Annotated in this window: 22 protein-coding genes; 13 read left to right on the forward strand and 9 right to left on the reverse strand. The window is 41.3% G+C overall.

The window, feature by feature from the left end; all coding sequences use genetic code 11:
• Positions 1-130: 130 nt before the first annotated feature.
• The 4 genes from LFUMFP_RS08180 (at position 131) to LFUMFP_RS08195 (ending at position 1,814) form a co-directional block, all read left to right on the forward strand.
• The gene (locus LFUMFP_RS08180; protein ID WP_106483429.1) at positions 131-340 is read left to right on the forward strand and encodes a DUF1659 domain-containing protein; all 210 of its coding nucleotides are present in this window, start codon (positions 131-133) and stop codon (positions 338-340) included.
• 22 nt (positions 341-362) lie between these two features.
• Positions 363-590 (forward strand): DUF2922 domain-containing protein, encoded by a 228-nt coding sequence (locus LFUMFP_RS08185; protein WP_025083379.1) that lies wholly within the window; start codon positions 363-365, stop codon positions 588-590.
• 103 nt (positions 591-693) lie between these two features.
• Complete coding sequence (locus LFUMFP_RS08190) at positions 694-1,500, forward strand: hypothetical protein (protein WP_106483430.1); 807 nt, start codon at positions 694-696, stop codon at positions 1,498-1,500.
• An 11-nt stretch (positions 1,501-1,511) separates the two neighbouring features.
• On the forward strand, positions 1,512-1,814 hold the full coding sequence (locus tag LFUMFP_RS08195) for a hypothetical protein (RefSeq protein ID WP_025083381.1): 303 nt from the start codon (positions 1,512-1,514) through the stop codon (positions 1,812-1,814).
• Positions 1,815-2,034: 220 nt separating this feature from the next.
• Here LFUMFP_RS08195 and LFUMFP_RS08200 read toward each other — a convergent pair whose 3' ends face one another.
• From LFUMFP_RS08200 to galU, 4 genes are all read right to left on the reverse strand, one after another.
• Positions 2,035-2,859, reverse strand: coding sequence for a TIM barrel protein (locus LFUMFP_RS08200; RefSeq protein WP_106483431.1), 825 nt, complete (start codon positions 2,857-2,859; stop codon positions 2,035-2,037).
• A 171-nt stretch (positions 2,860-3,030) separates the two neighbouring features.
• Positions 3,031-3,768: an amino acid ABC transporter ATP-binding protein gene (locus tag LFUMFP_RS08205; protein WP_106483432.1), complete on the reverse strand. Its 738-nt coding sequence runs from the start codon at positions 3,766-3,768 to the stop codon at positions 3,031-3,033.
• Positions 3,765-5,198 carry an amino acid ABC transporter substrate-binding protein/permease gene (locus LFUMFP_RS08210; RefSeq protein WP_106483433.1) on the reverse strand — a complete coding sequence of 478 codons (1,434 nt, stop codon included), beginning with the start codon at positions 5,196-5,198 and terminating at the stop codon, positions 3,765-3,767. Before LFUMFP_RS08210 ends, LFUMFP_RS08205 begins: the two co-directional genes overlap by 4 nt.
• A 721-nt stretch (positions 5,199-5,919) precedes the next feature.
• The gene (gene galU / locus LFUMFP_RS08215; protein ID WP_106483434.1) at positions 5,920-6,804 is read right to left on the reverse strand and encodes a UTP--glucose-1-phosphate uridylyltransferase GalU; all 885 of its coding nucleotides are present in this window, start codon (positions 6,802-6,804) and stop codon (positions 5,920-5,922) included.
• A 197-nt stretch (positions 6,805-7,001) separates the two neighbouring features.
• Here galU and LFUMFP_RS08220 point away from each other — a divergent pair, with 197 nt between their 5' ends.
• The 3 genes from LFUMFP_RS08220 to LFUMFP_RS08230 all read left to right on the forward strand — a co-directional run bounded on the left by LFUMFP_RS08220 (position 7,002) and on the right by LFUMFP_RS08230 (position 10,047).
• Positions 7,002-7,805, forward strand: a complete 804-nt coding sequence (locus LFUMFP_RS08220) for a hypothetical protein (protein WP_106483435.1) — start codon at positions 7,002-7,004, stop codon at positions 7,803-7,805.
• 183 nt (positions 7,806-7,988) lie between these two features.
• Positions 7,989-8,543 carry a sigma-70 family RNA polymerase sigma factor gene (locus LFUMFP_RS08225; RefSeq protein ID WP_106483436.1) on the forward strand — a complete coding sequence of 185 codons (555 nt, stop codon included), beginning with the start codon at positions 7,989-7,991 and terminating at the stop codon, positions 8,541-8,543.
• 328 nt (positions 8,544-8,871) lie between these two features.
• Positions 8,872-10,047 carry an IS256 family transposase gene (locus tag LFUMFP_RS08230; protein ID WP_106483437.1) on the forward strand — a complete coding sequence of 392 codons (1,176 nt, stop codon included), beginning with the start codon at positions 8,872-8,874 and terminating at the stop codon, positions 10,045-10,047.
• Between the two features lie 58 nt (positions 10,048-10,105).
• Here the strand turns inward: LFUMFP_RS08230 and LFUMFP_RS08235 are convergent, their stop codons facing one another.
• From LFUMFP_RS08235 to map, 3 genes are all read right to left on the reverse strand, one after another.
• The gene (locus LFUMFP_RS08235) at positions 10,106-10,522 is read right to left on the reverse strand and encodes an LCP family glycopolymer transferase (RefSeq protein WP_233210638.1); all 417 of its coding nucleotides are present in this window, start codon (positions 10,520-10,522) and stop codon (positions 10,106-10,108) included.
• A gap of 151 nt (positions 10,523-10,673) precedes the next feature.
• Entirely contained in the window at positions 10,674-11,606 is a 933-nt protein-coding gene (locus LFUMFP_RS08240) for a YihY/virulence factor BrkB family protein (RefSeq protein WP_025083576.1), read from the reverse strand.
• Positions 11,607-12,023: 417 nt separating this feature from the next.
• Positions 12,024-12,818, reverse strand: coding sequence for a type I methionyl aminopeptidase (gene map, locus LFUMFP_RS08245; RefSeq protein ID WP_106483438.1), 795 nt, complete (start codon positions 12,816-12,818; stop codon positions 12,024-12,026).
• Between the two features lie 207 nt (positions 12,819-13,025).
• On the opposite strand from map, the gene LFUMFP_RS08250 reads away from it, so the two are divergent.
• The 4 genes from LFUMFP_RS08250 to LFUMFP_RS08265 all read left to right on the forward strand — a co-directional run bounded on the left by LFUMFP_RS08250 (position 13,026) and on the right by LFUMFP_RS08265 (position 15,409).
• On the forward strand, positions 13,026-13,478 hold the full coding sequence (locus tag LFUMFP_RS08250) for a flavodoxin (RefSeq protein ID WP_025083578.1): 453 nt from the start codon (positions 13,026-13,028) through the stop codon (positions 13,476-13,478).
• Positions 13,479-13,576: 98 nt separating this feature from the next.
• Positions 13,577-14,056 carry a GtrA family protein gene (locus LFUMFP_RS08255; RefSeq protein ID WP_106483439.1) on the forward strand — a complete coding sequence of 160 codons (480 nt, stop codon included), beginning with the start codon at positions 13,577-13,579 and terminating at the stop codon, positions 14,054-14,056.
• Positions 14,053-14,475 (forward strand): GtrA family protein, encoded by a 423-nt coding sequence (locus LFUMFP_RS08260; protein ID WP_106483440.1) that lies wholly within the window; start codon positions 14,053-14,055, stop codon positions 14,473-14,475. Before LFUMFP_RS08255 ends, LFUMFP_RS08260 begins: the two co-directional genes overlap by 4 nt.
• A gap of 1 nt (position 14,476) precedes the next feature.
• Positions 14,477-15,409 carry a glycosyltransferase family 2 protein gene (locus LFUMFP_RS08265; protein WP_106483441.1) on the forward strand — a complete coding sequence of 311 codons (933 nt, stop codon included), beginning with the start codon at positions 14,477-14,479 and terminating at the stop codon, positions 15,407-15,409.
• Positions 15,410-15,899: 490 nt separating this feature from the next.
• Here the strand turns inward: LFUMFP_RS08265 and wecB are convergent, their stop codons facing one another.
• Positions 15,900-17,039 (reverse strand): non-hydrolyzing UDP-N-acetylglucosamine 2-epimerase, encoded by a 1,140-nt coding sequence (gene wecB / locus LFUMFP_RS08270; protein WP_025083582.1) that lies wholly within the window; start codon positions 17,037-17,039, stop codon positions 15,900-15,902.
• Positions 17,040-17,193: 154 nt separating this feature from the next.
• Positions 17,194-17,757: a TetR/AcrR family transcriptional regulator gene (locus LFUMFP_RS08275; protein ID WP_025083583.1), complete on the reverse strand. Its 564-nt coding sequence runs from the start codon at positions 17,755-17,757 to the stop codon at positions 17,194-17,196.
• 155 nt (positions 17,758-17,912) lie between these two features.
• Here LFUMFP_RS08275 and LFUMFP_RS08280 point away from each other — a divergent pair, with 155 nt between their 5' ends.
• Positions 17,913-19,145, forward strand: coding sequence for an aminopeptidase (locus LFUMFP_RS08280; protein WP_106483442.1), 1,233 nt, complete (start codon positions 17,913-17,915; stop codon positions 19,143-19,145).
• Between the two features lie 3 nt (positions 19,146-19,148).
• Positions 19,149-19,337, forward strand: coding sequence for a hypothetical protein (locus tag LFUMFP_RS08285; RefSeq protein WP_025083585.1), 189 nt, complete (start codon positions 19,149-19,151; stop codon positions 19,335-19,337).
• Positions 19,338-19,631: the final 294 nt, after the last annotated feature.

The raw sequence follows: 19,631 nt of genomic DNA on the forward strand, positions 1-19,631 counted from the left end.
TATTTAAGTAATTTTTAGAATTATTTAAAAGTTTTTTCAAAAATAATTACCATTTTAGCACGTTTTTGCATTACTCATCTATGTAAGCAACTCACCGGTGATCTTACAACAAAAATTAGGAGGGACACTCATGGAAACAAATTGGTTAAAATCAAGTATCGCTTTCGAAATGCAAAATAAGGATTACCCAGAGGACACACTTCGTCGCCGCTTTAACGCGGTAACTGAAACGGCTTCTGCGGAATCCATCCAAGCTGTCGGCGAAGCGCTAGCGGCTTTACACCAAGACGATCATTTTTTATCCGCCGAACTCACTACCAAATCAGTTTACTTGGCTTAATCATCTTAAGGAGGTTTTTTAAATGAAACAATTAAATTTAGTTTTTATGAATAGTGCCGATAAAACGCGTGTACTCCGCTTAAGTTATGTCGATGAAAACTTAGGCGCCGATCAAGTCAAAGCCGCGATGGCTAAAATTGCCACTGCCAATCTGTTCGAAAAAGATGACGTGCAACTTTACAAAAAGCCGATTGCCGCTAAATACGTTGAACGCATTGAAACACCAATCTTCAATGACCAAGAAGCTTAATTGCTAATTCCGAGGCCAAACGAATCTTAAATTGATTCGTTTGGCTTTTTAATTTGTTTTGGTGTAAACTTAAGCCACTCAATTTATGATTGGAATAATACTTATGACCGAATCGACCACTAATTTCTGGCCCCAATTAATCAAACTAATCTTAGTCAACAACGGCCTATTAATCGCCGTTCCGTATTTAATTGCTAGCCTATTAACATTGATTAATCACGCTACTAAAAAACGCCTCGCCCAATGGCACCAATCCGCCCAACTCATCGTTGGTGGCTTAGGCGTCTTCATTCACGAATCCAGTCACGCCCTAGCCTGTTTGTTATTTGGCCACCGAATTACGGAGATGCAACTGATTAATTTTAAGTTGCGCGATAATCCAGACCGGTCACTCGGTCACGTCACCCACACTTATCGCACCGGTAAAATTTGGCCGACGATTGGCAATCTGTGGATTGGTTTAGCCCCGATTTTTGGCTGCTCAATCAGCATTCTCGGTTTAACGTGGTTGTTCGCCCGACCGACCTTTACCCTTTGGATGACGTTTGCTTTTAATCCAAGTTGGCACGCCGACCAAATTTGGCCATTGTTCAAAACACTATTGACGACAACTGCGCCGATTGCTTTTCTAATCTGGTTAATCCTGTGCGGGATGATTGCCGTCGGCGGTTTCGATCTATCACGAGCCGATTTCAAGGGAACGATTCCCGGCACCATCGCCACAGTGATCATCGTCACCTTAATCACGATTGGTCTCCAATTAATCGGTCAACCCCAAGCGTTAACCAACCTATTGTTGAAAGGCGCGATTCCATTAATCGTGATTGGGATGATGGCCTTAATCCTATCCACCATAACTTGGTTGCTGATCAACGGTTTATTAGCCTTTCATTATAAAAAGCGCCATTAGGAGGTTTAAAAATGCGTGTCATTGATTTATTGCAACTACTCGTCGATACCCCGAAGAATGCCACAATCTACTTCGAAAATAGTGAACACCAAGTTTGGCCGATTGCCGACTTCACGCTAGCAACCGTTAACGACCAACCACAACTAAGCTTCAACTTAGAAGCGGCTAAGAAACATCCGCTCAAACAATGGGAATTTAGTTTATTACTGAATAAAAAAGACTATTATCAACACTTCGTCTACGTCAATTATCAAGACACCGTTTATCCGTTGTTTGGTTTTAGAGTAGATCAGGATCGAATTCTATTAGGTTAATGAGTGCTGGCTGAGCTGGTCAGCTTCTGAGTATCGCCTAAAATCGGGAATTATGACGGCACTTAGTCATGATTTTCGATTTGTAGCTAGACGGAAGAAGCTAAGCACAAGAAACTGTGAGTGCAAGCACGTTATCAATCAAAATATCTAAATCAATTATTTAACTTCAGCGCAACATTTAAAAGACCCAATTCAAATCTGAATTGGGCCTTTTGCTCGCTTAAGCTTTAAGCGAATCCGCTATCTGTTGTAAATAAGCATGGCTAGCGATCATTTCTTGCGCGTCATTTTGATCCTTCAGTTGGACTTCATAAATCTGACTAGCTGCTGGGTTTAACAGCGGTAATACGCCAGCCCAATTGATTTTGCCAGTGCCCAACGGTAACCCATCGTGCGAGCCACCCATCGAATCAACAATGTGATAATGATGCACATGGGGCCCTAGCGTCTTCAAACTCTGCATTAACGCTTGATTATCGCCGTGCAATTTAATAAAGCAATGACTGATATCGAACGCTAACCGGTAGTTCTTCGCAAAAATCGCTTGATCTAAATTCGGATTACCGTAATAGAAAAGTGGCGAAATCGAGTTTTCAAACACAATATTATGCCCACCAATTTTTTGAAGGTAATCCATGCGTTTAAACAGGACCTGACTAGCTTCCCATAGATGCGCGTAACCGGCCGTCAATTCTTCAATCGGATCATCGTATGAACCGTGGACTAACAATTGGACCGACTCGGCTTGCGCTAATTCCAATAAATCGAGCGTGCTCTGCCATAAGAAACGATAACGCTCCGGCGAAGCCACCTCGCTCATCGATAATTCGAGATGCCGGTTCTGCCAGTTCATGGGATGATGCAACACAATCTGCGTAACGCCATGTTGGCGGACATATTGAATCTTATCCCGTAACACTTTCAAACCTTCTGGTGTCACGTTTTGTTCAACTAAATGAAATTCGAAAACATCTGGATGATATTGTAGCCGATCGGCAATCTGTCGGTCATCAACGCCCGCTTTTAATCCTAATTGTAATGGCATCCCAATCCCCTCTTTCAATGAATCTTGTTATAGTTAGTTTAACACCAAACAAGGTCATTCTGCCGGTAAAATGATTATGTTTTATTTAAAATAATCAACAAAGAACACAATTATACCTCGTCTTCGAGAATAATTGTGTTCTTCGAATTTTAATGTTTGTTTTAATCCTAATTACACATTCAATACCTTCTGTAAGAAATCTTTGGTTCTTGGGTTCTGCGGGTTGTCGAAAATGGCTTCTGGTGCGCCCTGTTCAACGATGTGCCCGTCCGCCATGAAGATCACGCGGTCGGCGACTTCTTTCGCAAAGCCCATTTCATGCGTGACAACGACCATCGTCATCCCCTCTTTAGCGAGCCGTTTCATTACTGCCAAGACATCGCCGACCATTTCAGGATCGAGTGCCGAAGTCGGTTCATCGAACAAGAGAATGTCGGGTTTCATCGCTAATGCGCGCGCAATGGCGACCCGTTGCTTTTGTCCCCCCGATAACGATTGCGTTTTGGCATCGTATTTATCGGATAAACCGACCGTGGCTAATAATTCCTTCGCCACTTTTTCAGCTTCTTCGCTCGTCATTTTCCCGAGTTCAACTGGGGCCAACGTAATATTTTGAGCGACGGTTAAGTTTTCGAATAAGTTAAAATGTTGGAAAACCATCCCAATTTTTTCACGAATTTGGTTTAAATCATTTTTCGAATCATTGACGTTAAACCCATCAATGACGATTTCACCGCCAGTCGGTTCCTCCAAGCGATTTAAACAGCGTAGGAAGGTACTTTTACCGGAACCAGACGGCCCGATTAAAACCACCACTTCATTATTGCCGACGGTTAAATCCAAATCCTTTAACACTTCGTTGCTACCATAATTCTTAATGAGGTGTGACACTTCAATCCGATTCATCATTTAGCCATTCTCCTTTCGACAAACTTAGAAAGCCACGTCAAGAGTGTAATCACGACGAGATAAATCAAGGCGATCATCGCCCAAATCTTGAAGCCTTCTAGGTTACGCGCAATAATAATTTTCCCGGTTTGGGTTAATTCTAAAATCCCGATAATCGATAAAATCGAGGTATCTTTCAAGGTGATAATAAATTGATTAATGAATGACGGCACCATAATCCGAATCCCTTGTGGTAAGACCACGCGCCGCATCGCTTTGCCGTATGACAAGCCTAAACTGCGGGCTGCTTCCATTTGACCGGAATTGACAGCACCAATCCCGCCTTTAACGAAGGCCGCGGTATACGCCCCTTCATTGAGCATTAACGTGATAACGCCTGCGACCATCGCCGGAATCTTTTGACCCGTTAAACTTGGAATCCCCGTATAGATAAATAATGCGAGAACAATCAATGGTAATCCTCGGAAAATGTAGATGACCGTTGTCGAAACGCCCCGGGCCAAACGACTTGGTAGGACACCCATAAGCCCGAAAATTAGTCCAAAAATCGTCGCGAAGAAAATTGAGATGACCGTTAATAACAACGTTTGGCCTAAGCCGCTCAACAACGCATCTTTATTTTCATTCATTAAGCCGAAGAAACTACGATCAGCTTTAGTTTTATTCGCGACTGTCCCTAAATACTTCGCCTGAATCTTAGCATATTGACCGTTCGCTTTTAATTTAGCAAGACCCTGGTTAAATTGTTTCAATAACGCTTGGTTGGTGCCCTTCTTAACGGCAAAACCGTATTCGCCACCGCCAGTTGGTTTCGTGACAATCTTCAAAGCAAGTCCGGTTTTAATCCCATATTGCATCACCGGTTGATCTTCGAAACACGCCACAGAATTACCATTAATCACATCGTTATACATATTATCCGATTCATCAAACGTCACGGTCGTAAACCCATACTTTTTAGCAACTGAATTCGCGTAGTCACTAGCAGACGTCCCAGTCTTAACCGCGACCCGTTTACCCTTTAAGCCAGCTAAGCCAGTGACTTTGCTATCTTTTTGAACCGCCATCACAACGCCGGTTTTATAGTACGGATCTGAAAAATCAAACTTCGCTTTTCGTTCATCAGTAATCGTCATCCCCGCGATGATGCCATCAATCTGTTGCGATTGAACCGCTTGAACCGACGCATTAAAGCCGAGTGGTTTGATGTCGACCTTAAACCCTTCTGATTTAGCGATGCCTTTCATAATATCAATATCAATCCCGACATATTGATTCTGCTCGTTGGCAAATTCAAACGGGGGATAGGTCACATCAGTGCCAATTTGATAAGTCTGCGTTGCGGCTTGGACCTGCTTGGTCGATTGGCCCCCAACCATGAATAAGCCGACTAACAAAAAGCTACTTAGAAATAAGACAATTCTCTTCATGTAAAATCCTCCTTCGATCTGTCAAAAACGCGTTGTCTCTACTCTATTGAATGACACACTTTGTTTTTAATTAGAAAACAATTAGATAAGTTATAATAGTATATTAATAATTATAAGCATAAATTAATATTTTGTCGAATATTTTTTCATTATTGTCACTTTAAATGAATATACATTCCCTTTAAAAGCTGATTTACGGGTAATTAACTAATATCAATTCATTCACATTAATTTCTCATAATAAAAAACACCATCCGTATTGGGATGGTGTTCTATCGTATTTAACATTCTTTTATATCATAGTCCGCTAACTTTTGAAGTAGATCTTCATTGCTTTCAATCACGGATTCAATTAGCTTCATGGTTTCCGAAGAAACATTCTGTGAAGTATCATCAGATTCGCCCCTATTATTTGGTTTAGACTTATCTATTTCATGCTTTTCAACCAAGCTAATCAGTCCAATCTACTTTGATTCTAACGTGCTTTTGAGTTGCAACAACTTCCGCTTAACCAAAAATACCAATTATCTTAAAAAACAAGATAATCAGTATTTTCTGTTAGTGCTCACTTGCTAAACGCAACTCAACGCACTTACTTCTTTAACGTGCTTTTCAAGTAGCCTTTTCCGGTTAACTACGAACTGGGCATCATGAGTATAAAGCACTCATAACACCCAGTTCTAGGTTAATCCTCAAAGCCTGAACAACTTGAGTCAGACACTTACTTCTTCTTTAATTGTTCTGCTAGTTCGATGATGTACTTCTTTAAACCATCTTTGACTTCTGGATGTTTTAAGCCGTATTCAATGCTAGTTTCTAAGTAACCTAACTTGTTACCGACATCGTAACGACGTCCTTTGAATTCATGCGCGAAGACGCGTTGTGTTTTGTTTAATTCATCGATGGCATCGGTTAATTGAATTTCGCCACCTAAACCTGGTTTTTGATTTTCTAAGATATCAAAGATTTCTGGTGTTAATAGGTAACGACCAATAATTGCTAAATCACTAGGTGCTTTATCGATGTCGGGTTTTTCAACGAAGCTCTTAACGTTGTATAAATCGTCTTTAACCTTGTTTTCAGGATTGATGACACCATATTTATCGACTTCAGTATGGGGCACCTTCATGACCGCCAATTGTGAAGCGTGCGTATCTTCATATTCATTAATTAGTTGTTGGCTCAATGGAATCTTATCTTCCATCAAATCATCGCCTAACATCACAACAAAGGGTTCGTCGCCAACGAATGATTTCGCTAAACGAACGGCGTCGCCTAAGCCATTGGGATGTGATTGGCGAATGAAGTAGAGATTAACACCCATATCGGTTGTTTCATTGACCATTTTTAACATTTTAGTTTTATTTTTAGCTTTTAAGTTTTGTTCCAATTCGGGTGCAGAATCAAAATGATCTTCGATTGGGCGCTTACCCTTACCCGTAATGATTAAGATATCTTCAATCCCAGAAGCTTTTGCCTCTTCCACGATAAATTGGATGGTTGGTTTATCAACGATTGGCAACATTTCCTTAGCCATCGCTTTAGTGGCTGGTAAAAAACGGGTGCCTAAGCCTGCTGCTGGAATAACTGCTTTACGTACTTTCATTGTATGTATCCCCCATAAAAATTTTTGTCTAACTATAGTATGCCATATTCAGAACGGTTTGTGACCCCTAAACGCTCAAATTAGACCACTTGATTAGAATTATCTTAATAATCAACGGTCAAATTCTTAGTATCTTTGTATCCGATTCCAATCGTTGCTATGCTCGTATTATCCTAGAGATAGATTGGAGTTTTTTGATGTCTTTTAGACTGCGTACCACACAACCAATTACTACCGGATTAGAATCTTTTGATTTTACCAAGCCACTTTCGTATCCTTACATACAATCGCATCAAAATTCGGCGACCCATGATTCGATGCTGATTCTCCCGTTTAATCAACAGCACCCGACTAAAAAGAGTTTGATTCTCAATCAGGATAACCAATTGCAACTAACGCCTTATTCGACTCGCCAACTGATTCAACACTACAACCACCAACAATTAATCGATTTCTCGCAGACTAGGCATCTTTGTCGCTATTTCGATCATCATCGCAAAATCCCCCAAATCAACGGTGATTATCAATTGCTGCCACTCGGTGGAACTGCACATCAGAATACGAGTTGGGTCGCCTTACATTATGTCGCCGCTTTCGAACAATTCGATTCGCACGTCCTCTTTCGCTTCTTGAACGGTACGACCGCCGAACTCAACTATTACGGTCAACAACTTGAAACTGAAATTCACCATTGCGCCGCGATTGGCCGCATTCTACGTGCTAGCTTACGCTTATGTTCATTGAGCTTTGGCTACGACATTACAATTCATTCCCGTTTCCCCGACAGCATTATCCATCAGTATGACAACTGCACTTGTTCTAGGTGTCAAAAGATTCCTCAGACCACTGCTGATCTGATTCAACTATTAGACGAACTAGAAATCAATAAATCCAATTATATTTATAAAGCCGCGACCCAAGCCTTTCCAGAATGTCCGCTTCACGAATTCGCTTGGTACAACGACGTGAATGTGTTCATTAAACAATTACGCCGATTATAAAAGAACCGATTCTACCCAACACTAAGTCCTTGCCCGTCAAAAGCAGCTAAATATGACGATGGAAAGCAGTAGTGATCCACCTAAATCAGCTAAAACGGACCTTCGACCAATTGATCCGCCCGCGTTACAGTAAGTTTACCGGTAAATCTAACACTGTAAGCTTATAGTAGATAGGACAGTTTCATGACTCAAGAACAGATTCAAGCCGCTTTCACCCTCATCAGTCAAGACGATACCCTAATTCACGGCGTCTTAAAGGCACTCAATGTCTCTCGTAAACGATCAAATTATGATGATTTATACCAAGAAGGCCTGCTTGCCTTCGTCGATGCTTATCAACATTTCCCGGGTAATCCAGAAACTGAACACCACGCGCTAATGGTCTACTGTTTCCAAGCCGTTAAATGGACACTGCTGATGTCCTTCCGCCAAACCAATCAATATAACCAACATATCGGTTTCGTTGATCAACAAGACGACAACAACGACGCCGTTCTGGATTATCTCGATCAGATTAGTAGCCCAGTGAGTAGTGCTGAAGCGAATCTCTTACACCAAGAATGTTTCGAACAACTCTATCAAGCTTGTACGCCGCGCGAACAACGCTTCTTAGTCCTACGCTACTTCTACAACGCCGAACTCAAAGAAATCGCCGCGGACTTAAACGTCACACGGCGAACAGCTAATAATATTAAGTTTAAGATTCAGAAGAAATTTAGTGCGGTGTTGATTGAATAAACTGAATCTACAATGTTTATCGCCAGTGATGAGAAATTCTGTCACTGACGATATTTTTATTTAATCACGAAAAAAACTGCACTCTCCCCGTCAGACAATTGCTCGCTTCCGGATTGCTGAGGCTATTAAAGTATTAATTAGTTTTGGTTGCCCATTTATGACAGGGACGAATGATTAGTAATGCTATTTTTATTGATGGCACAAAAATTCTGAGAGCGTAAAATATCTTGTGTAAATGCATAAAAGATTTCTGAATTGTATAGAAATAGGGAATGCCTTCCCTTATGATATTTAGTAACCACAGAAAACATCACAGGAGGCATTCCCCATGAATGAACTTACCACAGAAATTATCGCTGCACTAGCCCAAAAGCAAGATTTGGACGAAGTTTTTCGTCACCACCTCGAAATTGCGATTAACCAGCTGCTTCAAACCGAATTGGCAGAGTTGTTGGGTTACGAACGCTACTCATACGCTGGGATTAACACTGGTAATAACCGCAACGGCAGTTATGAGCGCTCGTTTGATACGAAGTACGGCCAACTTAACTTAACCATTCCTCGAGATCGCAATGGCCGGTTTGAAAATCATACCTTGCCAGCCTACGGTCGGCACAGTGATAATTTAGAAACAACGGTCATTCAGTTGTATACCAAGGGAATTACCACTGCTGAAATTGCCGAACTCATTGAGAAAATGTACGGTGCTCACTACTCCAAAGCCACGGTTTCCAACATGACTAAAGCCGTCAATGAACAGGTCCAAGCTTTCCAGCAACGTCGACTGGCTTCACAATATGCGGCCATCTTCTTAGATGCCACTTACTTGCCGTTAAAGCGGGATACCGTTCAAAAAGAAGCCGTTCATATTGCGATTGGCATTCGTCCAGATGGTACGAAAGAAGTGCTGAACTACCAAGTGGCGCCAACGGAATCGACTGGAATCTGGACTGAACTGCTGGGAACCTTGATCAAGCAGGGCGTTAAAGATGTGCTGTTGTTTGTGGCCGATGGGTTAGTTGGTTTGGATGAAGGCTTGAATCGGCATTTCCCTAAAGCCAAACGACAACGTTGCCTGGTTCATGTTGGGCGGAATCTGATGAACAAAGTTCGCGTAAAAGACCGCAAGGCCGTGATCAGTGACTTTAAACAAGTTCATCGGGCCGCCAACCGTGAAGCAGCCGAACTGAAACTGAATGAGTTCGCCAACAACTGGCATCAGACCTATCCCAAATTAATCAAAGATCTGCTTAAAATGCCGAATTTACTCACTTTCATGGACTTTCCACCAGCTATCCGGCAATCACTATACTCCACTAACCTGATTGAGAACTTTAATAAGCATCTCAAGCGCACCACCCACCACAAAGAACAATTTCCAACGGAAGATTCACTGGATCGCTTCCTGGTTTCTCAGTTTAATGTTTATAACGAGAAGTCTCTGAAGCGGATCCACCGAGGGTTCAAAGGACTCCAGGACACCTTGGAAGCATCATTTATTTAAGTTAGATACATATTATATGTACGAAGGCATTTCATTTACACAAGATTCTTGACGCTACCTAACCGACGATTGGCACCCGTGAATCACGGGCGATACTTAACATGTTGGTTTGTTTGGTGGCTGGGTTGACCGTTGCGAGAATCATGGTATCCGTCCGACCTTTATAGGTCCGACCCAATTCCCCGGTATCCGTTCCTAATAAGAGAATTGAAAATGGCGTTTTCTTATTCAACGTCACACTTTGGTTCGCTTTACGTTTGTTTTGCGTTTTACCTTTTGTTTTATAAACTGTTTTAGCAGTCTGATTGACATCGTAGTAGACCTTAGCGGCAAATGCGCCCCCGGCTAAGATTAATACCCCGAGAATTACTAGAATGACCTTAGTCACTGTCCAGCCCTTCCGGTGGTGCTTATGATGATGGTGACGTCGTTGACGCTGCTGTTCAGGTTGCTGATTTGTTTCATCAGAATTCATAATGATGTTTCCCCCTTGAAACGCGTTTCGTAAAAGTAATCGTAATATACTCCATTATAGGATAACTAGCGGTAAAAAACAAAATCCTTTTTGGGGTTAATTACTTTTATAAAATTGTTCACAATTTAAATATCAACTATTAGCGACTATTTTAATGTTGTTCTTTACGCCGTTCGATAAAGTCGTACACCTTGCCCCGACTGGTATCGACTCGTCCGTGCAAAGCCTCTTCAACGACGACATTCAAGACCGCGCCGACCATTAGGACAGTGGCAGAATAATTAAGCCAGAGTAACAAAATGATGAAAACACCGATTGTCCCATAACTATTCCACGAGGTCCCAAAGTAGCGCATATACAATGAAAAGCCTTGCGCTAACGCTAACCAACCGACCGTCGTTAGTATTGCACCGGGAATCACACTCCGCATTCGCATTTTAACGTTCGGAATGAAAAAGTAGATAAAAATTAGAATAATAAAAACGACGCTCGCTGTTACGGGCCATTTTAAACTACTAAAAATATTAATATAATGCGGTGGAATCTTAAAGATTGGCGCAATTAATTCGAGCACTTGTTGCCCAAACGTAAATACCAGAATTAGACTAATCAATAATAGTAGTAGGACTAATGTACTCCCCAGCGAGATTAGGCGTTTCAAAACAAAATTCTGAACCTTTTCGACACCGTAAGCGCGGTTAATGCTGTCCTTCAAAGCATTGATTCCTTTACTAGCCGCCCACATTGTCCCGATTACCCCGATTGATAATAAACCGCTGTTCGGTTTGTTGAGTAACGATTGAAGTGTTGGCATAACCCGATTAAAGATGGCGGGTGGCACAGCCGTTTGAACGTAACTGGCAACTGCCATCACATCTAAATGGAAATAAGGTAACGCGTTCCCAATCACGATTAATAATGGAAAGACGGATAATAGTGCAAAATAAGCAATTACTTTTGAACTGTCGCTGATGTTCGCTTCAGATGAACGCAAGATCATTAATTTAATAAAAGCGACTGTTTTTCGCCTTTTTGGTAACGACTGTCGTAGGATCGGCACGTCATGTTGTTTCTCAGTTTTCATAAGACTCCTTATAAACTTAATCATTATACCCTCGTCAAATATTGGCCACAAGAGCGTCAAACGTTATAAAATTGACTATCATCGCCTATTATACATGATTAATCACGCCACTTGATTATTTTCTGAAAACAAAATGACTTTCATTAATACGGTTAAGGATATCGAACCAATCGTTGCAATCAATTTCACAAGCCAATCATAAAAAAGCCACTACCGATTATTGTTTAATCGGTAGTGGCTTTTTTAGGCTGTGCTCAAGGTTTAACCGTTCGAGTCAGCACTCGTCTCTTCTTAACGTGCTTCTCAAGTAGCCTTTTCCGGTTAACTACAAAATCAGCGTTATGATTCAGAGTGCAAATCATAACGCTGATTTTTAGGTTAATCCTCAAAGCCTGACCAACTTGAGTCAGTACTCATCTAGTCTATCAAGTATTTTGGATCTTCGTTGTCGTGGGCCGTTAAGATTTTTGGGCCGTCTTTTGTGATGGCAATGGTGTGTTCATATTGCGCACATGGTGTGCCGTCTGCTGTGACGTAGTATTCCCAATCGTCACCCTTCGCTTCTCTAGAAGCAATATGCCAAGTCCCCATGCTAATCATGGGTTCGATGGTGATCGTCATCCCTTCTTTAAGGCGTAACCCTTTACCAGCTTCACCGTAATGTGGGACGTTTGGTTGTTCGTGCATTGTTGGTTGGATACCGTGACCAATTAATTCGCGGATATCACCATAGTTATTTTCAACTTCGGTAAATTGTTGGATTGCATGACCAATATCACCAATTCGGTTACCAATCACGGCTTGATCAATCCCTAAGTAGAGTGATTTAAGCGTGTCATCCATTAATTTTTGTAATTCGGGTTTCACTTCGCCAACCGCATAAGTCCAGCAAGCGTCACTTTCGTAACCGTCTAGATTAACCGTCATATCAACACTGACAATATCGCCAGTCTTCAGAATCAAGTTCTTGCGGGGTGTGGCATGGGCTACTTCTTCATTAACACTGACACAGGTTGCATATTTGTAACCTTCAAACCCTTTTTCTGAAGCGCGGGCACCGTGACTTTCAATGTAATCATTAGCGAATTCTTCAATGACCCAGCTAGAAATACCTGGTTTGATAATATCAAATAACCCTTGTTGTACACCGGCAATGACGGCACCTGATGCGGCCATCCCTTTAATTTCTCGTTCAGATTTTAATGTAATCAATCTTGTGACCTCCAAGTCGTTCTTTAGAACTATTATACGCTATTTACCCTTAAAATGGTGTTAATCCACTGTTTTTAGCAACTTTTTTCAATCATCGAATCGCTCAGTCCTTTTATTATAGAATGGAATTTGCTATAATATCGGATAGTATTGCAGACATTTTACGGTGAGTTAATCGTAATCGTTTAGATGAAAGGATGACCAATCATGGCAACTGCCAAAGTAGTCTACGCAAGTATGACTGGTAATAATGAAGAAATTGCTGAAATCGTTGAAGAAGCCTTAGAAAATGCGAACGTTTCAGTCGAAACAACCGAAATCTCACAAGCGGATCCTGCTGATTTTGAAGATGCAGATATCTGTATTGTTTGTAGCTATACCTATGGGGACGATGGCGACTTACCTGACGAAGCCGTCGATTTCTACGAAGATTTAAAAGAAGAAGATTTAACGGGCAAGGTTTATGGTGTCTGTGGCTCTGGCGACACCTTCTACGATGAATTCTGTAAAGTCGTTGATGATTTTGCAGCCATCTTCGAACAAACTGGCGCCACTAAAGGGGCTGACGTTGTCAAAGTCGATTTAGCACCCGAAGCTGACGACATTGCTAACCTAGAAAAATTCGTTAGCGAAATCGTCGCTAAGCAACAAAGTCTCTAATTTTTGAAACTGACGACTGACTAGATACCTGGGGTTGCCTGGGTATTTTTTTATATCATCACCTTTGTTGCATGATTAAACTAACTGAGGAGCTTACTATGGCTTTTATCAAACGCATGATATTCAAGTATCGCGACTTTTTAACTTATACCGTTTTTGGTTTCTTAGCTTCCGTCGTTAACATTGCGACTTATTGGGTCTTTCGGCACACGCTGATTTGGCCGTATTTACTCGCGAATACGATGGCTTGGTTGATTGCCAACCTATTTGGCTTTTTTACCAATAAATCATTGGTCTTTCAATCGAAATACACTAGTTTTAGAGCGCTATTTCAAGAAATTATTTCATTTTTCTTTTTCCGCGGCGTCTCGTTCTTTCTAGACAACGGTCTGATGATTGTTGGGATTTCAATGCTCGGTTGGCACAGTATGACCGCTAAGATTGTCGACCAACTAATTGTCGGGATTGTTAATTACATCACAACCAGCTATACGTTCAAAAAATCTGAAAAACAAATGGCCCTACGTGGTCGTATTCTGCGCCATTATCACACAATCCGAAATCGAGGTAAATCATGATTAAAACCACCCAAACCCTTATTCATAAATATCGGGAACAACTGATGTATCTCGTTTTTGGCGTCTTAACAACCTTGGTTAATATGGTCGTCTTCTTCGTCCTAGACCGTTACACTGGCTGGTATTATTTACTAAGCAATACAATCGCGTGGTTTTTATCCGTTCTTTTCGCTTTCTTTACGAATAAAACTTGGGTCTTCCAATCTAAATATACCAACTTCACTGCTTTTATCCGTGAAATGGGTGGTTTCTTCTTCTTTCGTGGTATATCCTATTTAATGGATACCGCTATTATGTTTGTTGGGATTTCATTATTAGCGGGTCCCAACATGGTCGTTAAAATTATCGATCAAGTTGTCGTTATTTTAGCCAATTATATTTTTAGCAAATGGATTTTTAATCAAAAATCGGGGGATTAACATGCGTAAGACCATTTCAATCATTGTACCGTGCTATAACGAACAGGAATCAATTCCACTTTTTTACGCCGCCGTTGAAAAGGTGGCCGCGACACTCACGAATCATCAAATCGAATATTGGTTTGTTAACGATGGTTCAAGTGATCAATCGCTCGCCGAAATGCGGGCTTTACAAACCACTGATGTGGATCACGTTCATTATATTTCTTTCTCACGTAATTTTGGTAAGGAAGCAGCGCTCTACGCAGGATTACAAGCTGCGACTGGTGATTACGTGGCCGTGATGGATGTCGACTTGCAAGATCCGCCCGCACTATTACCGGAAATGATTACCGGTATCGAACAAGACGGTTTCGATTGTGTCGGTACCCGGCGTACAACTCGGGTTGGTGAACCACCAATTCGCTCTTTCTTTGCCAAACAATTCTACCGAATCATCAACCGGATTTCCCAAACTGAAATCGTTGATGGCGCCCGTGATTACCGTTTAATGACCCGTCAAATGGTTGATGCAATCCTCGAAATGTCCGAATATAACCGTTTTTCTAAGGGTATTTTCAGTTGGGTTGGTTTCGACACTAAATATCTTGAATATCAGAATCAAGATCGCGTGGCCGGCACCACTAGTTGGTCTTTCTGGGGACTATTCAAATATTCTTTAGACGGGATCGTTACCTTCTCAGAAACACCGTTGGCCATCGCCTCATTTATCGGCTTCTTCTCGTTTATCATTGCGAGTCTAGCCTTAATTTTTATCATCATTCGCGCCTTAATTTTCGGCGATCCAACCACTGGCTGGCCATCATTGATTTCAGTCATGTTAATGGTTGGCGGCCTACAACTCCTCTGCCTAGGCATTGTCGGTAAATACATCGGTAAAATCTACCTAGAAGTTAAAAATCGCCCGGTATACATTGTTAAAGAAAAGAAATGAGTGCTGACTTAAGTTGGTCAGGCTTTGAGGATTAACCTAAAAATCAGCGTTATGATTTGTACTCTGAATCATAACGCTGATTTTGTAGTTAACCGGAAAAGGCTACTTGAGAAGCACGTTAAGAAGAAATGAGTGCTGACTGAGCTGTTCAGCTTCTGAGTATAGCCTAGATTAGTGAATTATGACCGAGCTTTGGTCATGATTTGCGAATCGTAGCTAGACGGAAGAAGCTAGCTCAGAAGCACGTTAAAGAGAAATGAGTGCTGACTCAAGTTGGTCAGACTTTGAGGATTAACCTAAAAATCAGCGTTATGATTTGCACTCTGAATCATAACGCTGATTTTGTAGTTAAACGGAAAAGGCTACTTGAGAAGCACGTTATAATCGAAGTGCGACTTCTCACGGGTAGTTTCTGAGCATTAACTCAAAAATAAAAGGTAGTATTGCGACCTAGGAATCTAGGTTACAATACTACCTTTTTAAATTATTTTTAAAATTCTTCTGGTTTCTCAGTTGTTTGACCAAAATGATACGCAATTGCATCTAAAATCCGCTTAGAGGCAAAACCATCACCATATGGATTTTTAGCTTGGGCCATGGCATCATAGACTGCTTGATCATCCAATAATTCAACCATGGCGTCATGGACTGCTTCTGGTTGAGTCCCCACTAATTTCAAGGTTCCAGCCGTCACGCCTTCAGGACGTTCAGTTGTATCGCGCAAAACAAGTACTGGTTTGCCTAGTGAAGGGGCTTCTTCTTGAACACCACCTGAATCAGACATAATGAAATAGCTACGAGCTGCTAAATTATGGAAATCAACAACATCTAAGGGATCAATTAAATGAATCCGAGGGTGATTGCCCAAGATACTTTGCGCCGCTTCTTGCACAACTGGATTTAAATGGACCGGGTAAACAATTTCAACATCTTCATGGCTTTCGACCACTTGACGCATCACTTTAAAGACCCGCTTCATTGGTTCTCCCTGATTCTCGCGACGATGCATCGTTACTAGAATCATTCGTTTATCTGCATCAACAACCTTTAGAATATCGTGATTATATTCAGTTTGAACAGTTTGTTTCAAAGCATCAATCGCCGTATTTCCTGTAATAAAGACTGCTTTAGCTGGATGATTCTCTTGTAATAAATTAGCTTTACTTTGACTAGTTGGTGCAAAATAAATATCACTCAATACATCCGTTAATTGACGATTCATTTCTTCAGGGAATGGTGAATATTTATCCCATGTCCGTAAACCGGCTTCAACATGTCCGATGGCTGTTTGATTATAAAAAGCACTGATACTAGCCGCAAAAGTGGTCGTTGTATCGCCATGAACTAACACAATATCAGGTTTTTCAGTGGCAATCACGTGGTCTAAATTCATTAAGACATTACTCGTAATTTCACTCAACGTTTGTCGTTGTTTCATAACGTCTAGATCATAATCCGGTTTAATTTTAAAAATCTCAAGCACTTGATCTAGCATTTGCCGATGTTGTGCGGTCACGACTGTAACTGCTTCAAACTCGGTATGGCGTTTCTTCAATTCTAAAACAAGTGGTGCCATTTTAATTGCCTCTGGACGTGTGCCAAAAACAGTCATTACTTTAATCTTAGACACAAATAAACCTCCTACTAATTCTGATTGCTATCCCTTACTATGCTACACGTTTCACCTACAATTGACAATTAATATTATCATAATTTAAAAAGATTTAGCGATATCATATCTAACCCAAAAGAGAAGTCTCATCCAATTCGGATGGACTTCTCTTTTAATTTGTCACTGGTTCGCCTTCTAAACAACGTTTCAACATCCGTGTCAATAATGCATAGACTTCATCTTCAGATAGTGATACCAAGCTCGTGTTCAATAACGTCGCAATCCCCGCGATAATCACACCCGTTTCGACACTAATTCGTTTACGCTCTGCTTCGGGTTTATTCATCAGTGGCTCGTATTTACGAAGGGCCTGAGTCGCTAGTTGGCTGACGAACGATTTCGTCTTATCTTCACCAAAATGGTTATCAATAAATAACGCTCGATACAACTGTGGTTCAATAGTTGCAAACCGCATATAGCCCATTCCCAAGTTAACCAACGGATTATCGGTCCGTTGCTCTTCACTGACGTACCAAATCAGGCGCGCCTTGGCTTCTTCTAAAACAGCATTCTTAAGATGGTCCATGCTCCCAAATTCCAAATAAATCGGTTGCGTTGAACAGTCTAACTCGGTGGCTAACTTACGCGCCGTGATTGATTTCAAGCCATCGGTCAACACCATTTCATACGCTTTATCCAAAATTTGTTCCGCTTTAATTCGCTTTTTTCGTGCCATCTTAACAACCCCTCAAAATTTCAGTTTACGCCGTTCATTACAGTAACTCTAACACAAATTAAATAACAATGAAAACGTTTTAACTGATATTGCAAGTTTTTTTAGACGGCTTATGCTATGATGAACGTATTAAAAGCATTTAAGGAGGATTTTTTATGACAACTTTTGAACACAATCTTGAAAAATACGCGGCATTAACTGCCAAAACTGGGATTAATGTCCAATCCGGTGACACCATCGTCATCCAAATCGCAGTCACGCAATCACAATTGGCCCGCGATATTACCGCAGCTTGTTACGATCTCGGTGCCGCTGAAGTCATTATTAAATGGCAAGATGATTTAGTTGATCGCCTCAATATGCAACACAAGGATGAAGATCGGTTACTGAATGTCCCCGACTTCCAAACACAAGAATACGATTATTGGCTAGAACACGGCGCTAAACGAATTTCAGTCATGTCGAGTAATCCCGACAACTTAAAAGGCTTAGATAGCGATCGGGTCGCTGCCGTTCAAAAAGCAAACGGCCAAGCCATGCTTAAAGTCCGCCAAGCGACACAAGCCAACAAAAATAGCTGGATTGTCATCGCTGCTGCTAGTCCCGCCTGGGCGCACAAAGTTTTCCCAGACGATGATTTACAAACAGCCACTGATAAATTATGGACTGAAATCTTTAAGACCACTCGGATTGACCAAGCTGATCCAATTAAGGCTTGGGAAGCTCACGGCCATAAACTCCAAGCCAAGGCTGCTGAATTAAACGCTGCCCAATTCAAAGCACTCCACTACACTGCGCCTGGTACTGATATTACAATCGGTCTCCCTGAAAATCATATCTGGATTGGTGGTCCTAATGAAAGTAGCGATGGACGGCCATTCGTGGCCAACATGCCAACTGAAGAAGTCTTCTCAGCTGCCGATGCGAACAACATTAATGGTTATATCTCTTCGACCAAACCGCTCAGCTATGCGGGTAATACGTTAAATAACATGAAATTCACTTTTGAAAATGGTCGCGTCATTAAAGCGACTGCTGAAGAAGGCAACGATGTGCTACAAAAATTATTGCAAACTGACGCGGGTGTTAAGAGTTTAGGCGAAGTGGCTTTAGTTCCTGATCCTTCACCAATCTCACAATCTAAGATTACGTTCTTCAACACACTATTTGATGAAAACGCATCTAACCATCTTGCTTTAGGTTCTGCTTACGCCTTCTCCATTGAAGGGGGCACTAAGATGACCGAGGAACAATTAAAAGCGGCTGGCTTGAACCGTAGTCAAGCCCACGTTGATTTCATGGTTGGCTCTAGTCAAATGAACATTGACGGTATCAAACACGACGGTTCAGTCGTCCCAGTCTTCCGGAATGGTGATTGGGCGGATTAATCAATGATAGTTTGGCTCATGCTTTTAGGTATCGCCGTTTGTTTGACCACTTTTTTCATTGGTCTGACAATCTATAGTGGTTGGCAACGGCAAAATATTAAGGGATTAATCCTGATTTCGCTGATTGGTTTGTTGGCTGTGATTATTTGTTATTACTTTTTTAACCAGGCCCTCCAACAACCCCAGTTATAAATAGAACAAGCTGTGACAGAACTCGGTTATCAATTGAGTATCAAGTTGAAATAACTGATTATCCCGAACTTAGGATAATCAGTTATTTTGATTTGAACGGAAATTGATGAGTTCTGGCGCGCGTCAAAGAAAAATGTTCATTTAATCTCAGAATGTTGAGACTTACGTCGATACCGGTTTTTTTGTGCTTATTAAGAATCGAAAATTTCAAGTTTAAGTTAGCCACTTTTAGTTACTATGTTTTAGGTCTTAGTATCTAGCTATCGAACTGAAATGAGTTGAACCCTGTTTGTT

It is taken from the genome of Latilactobacillus fuchuensis (assembly GCF_900258455.1).
GTDB classification, from domain to species: Bacteria; Bacillota; Bacilli; order Lactobacillales; family Lactobacillaceae; genus Latilactobacillus; species Latilactobacillus fuchuensis.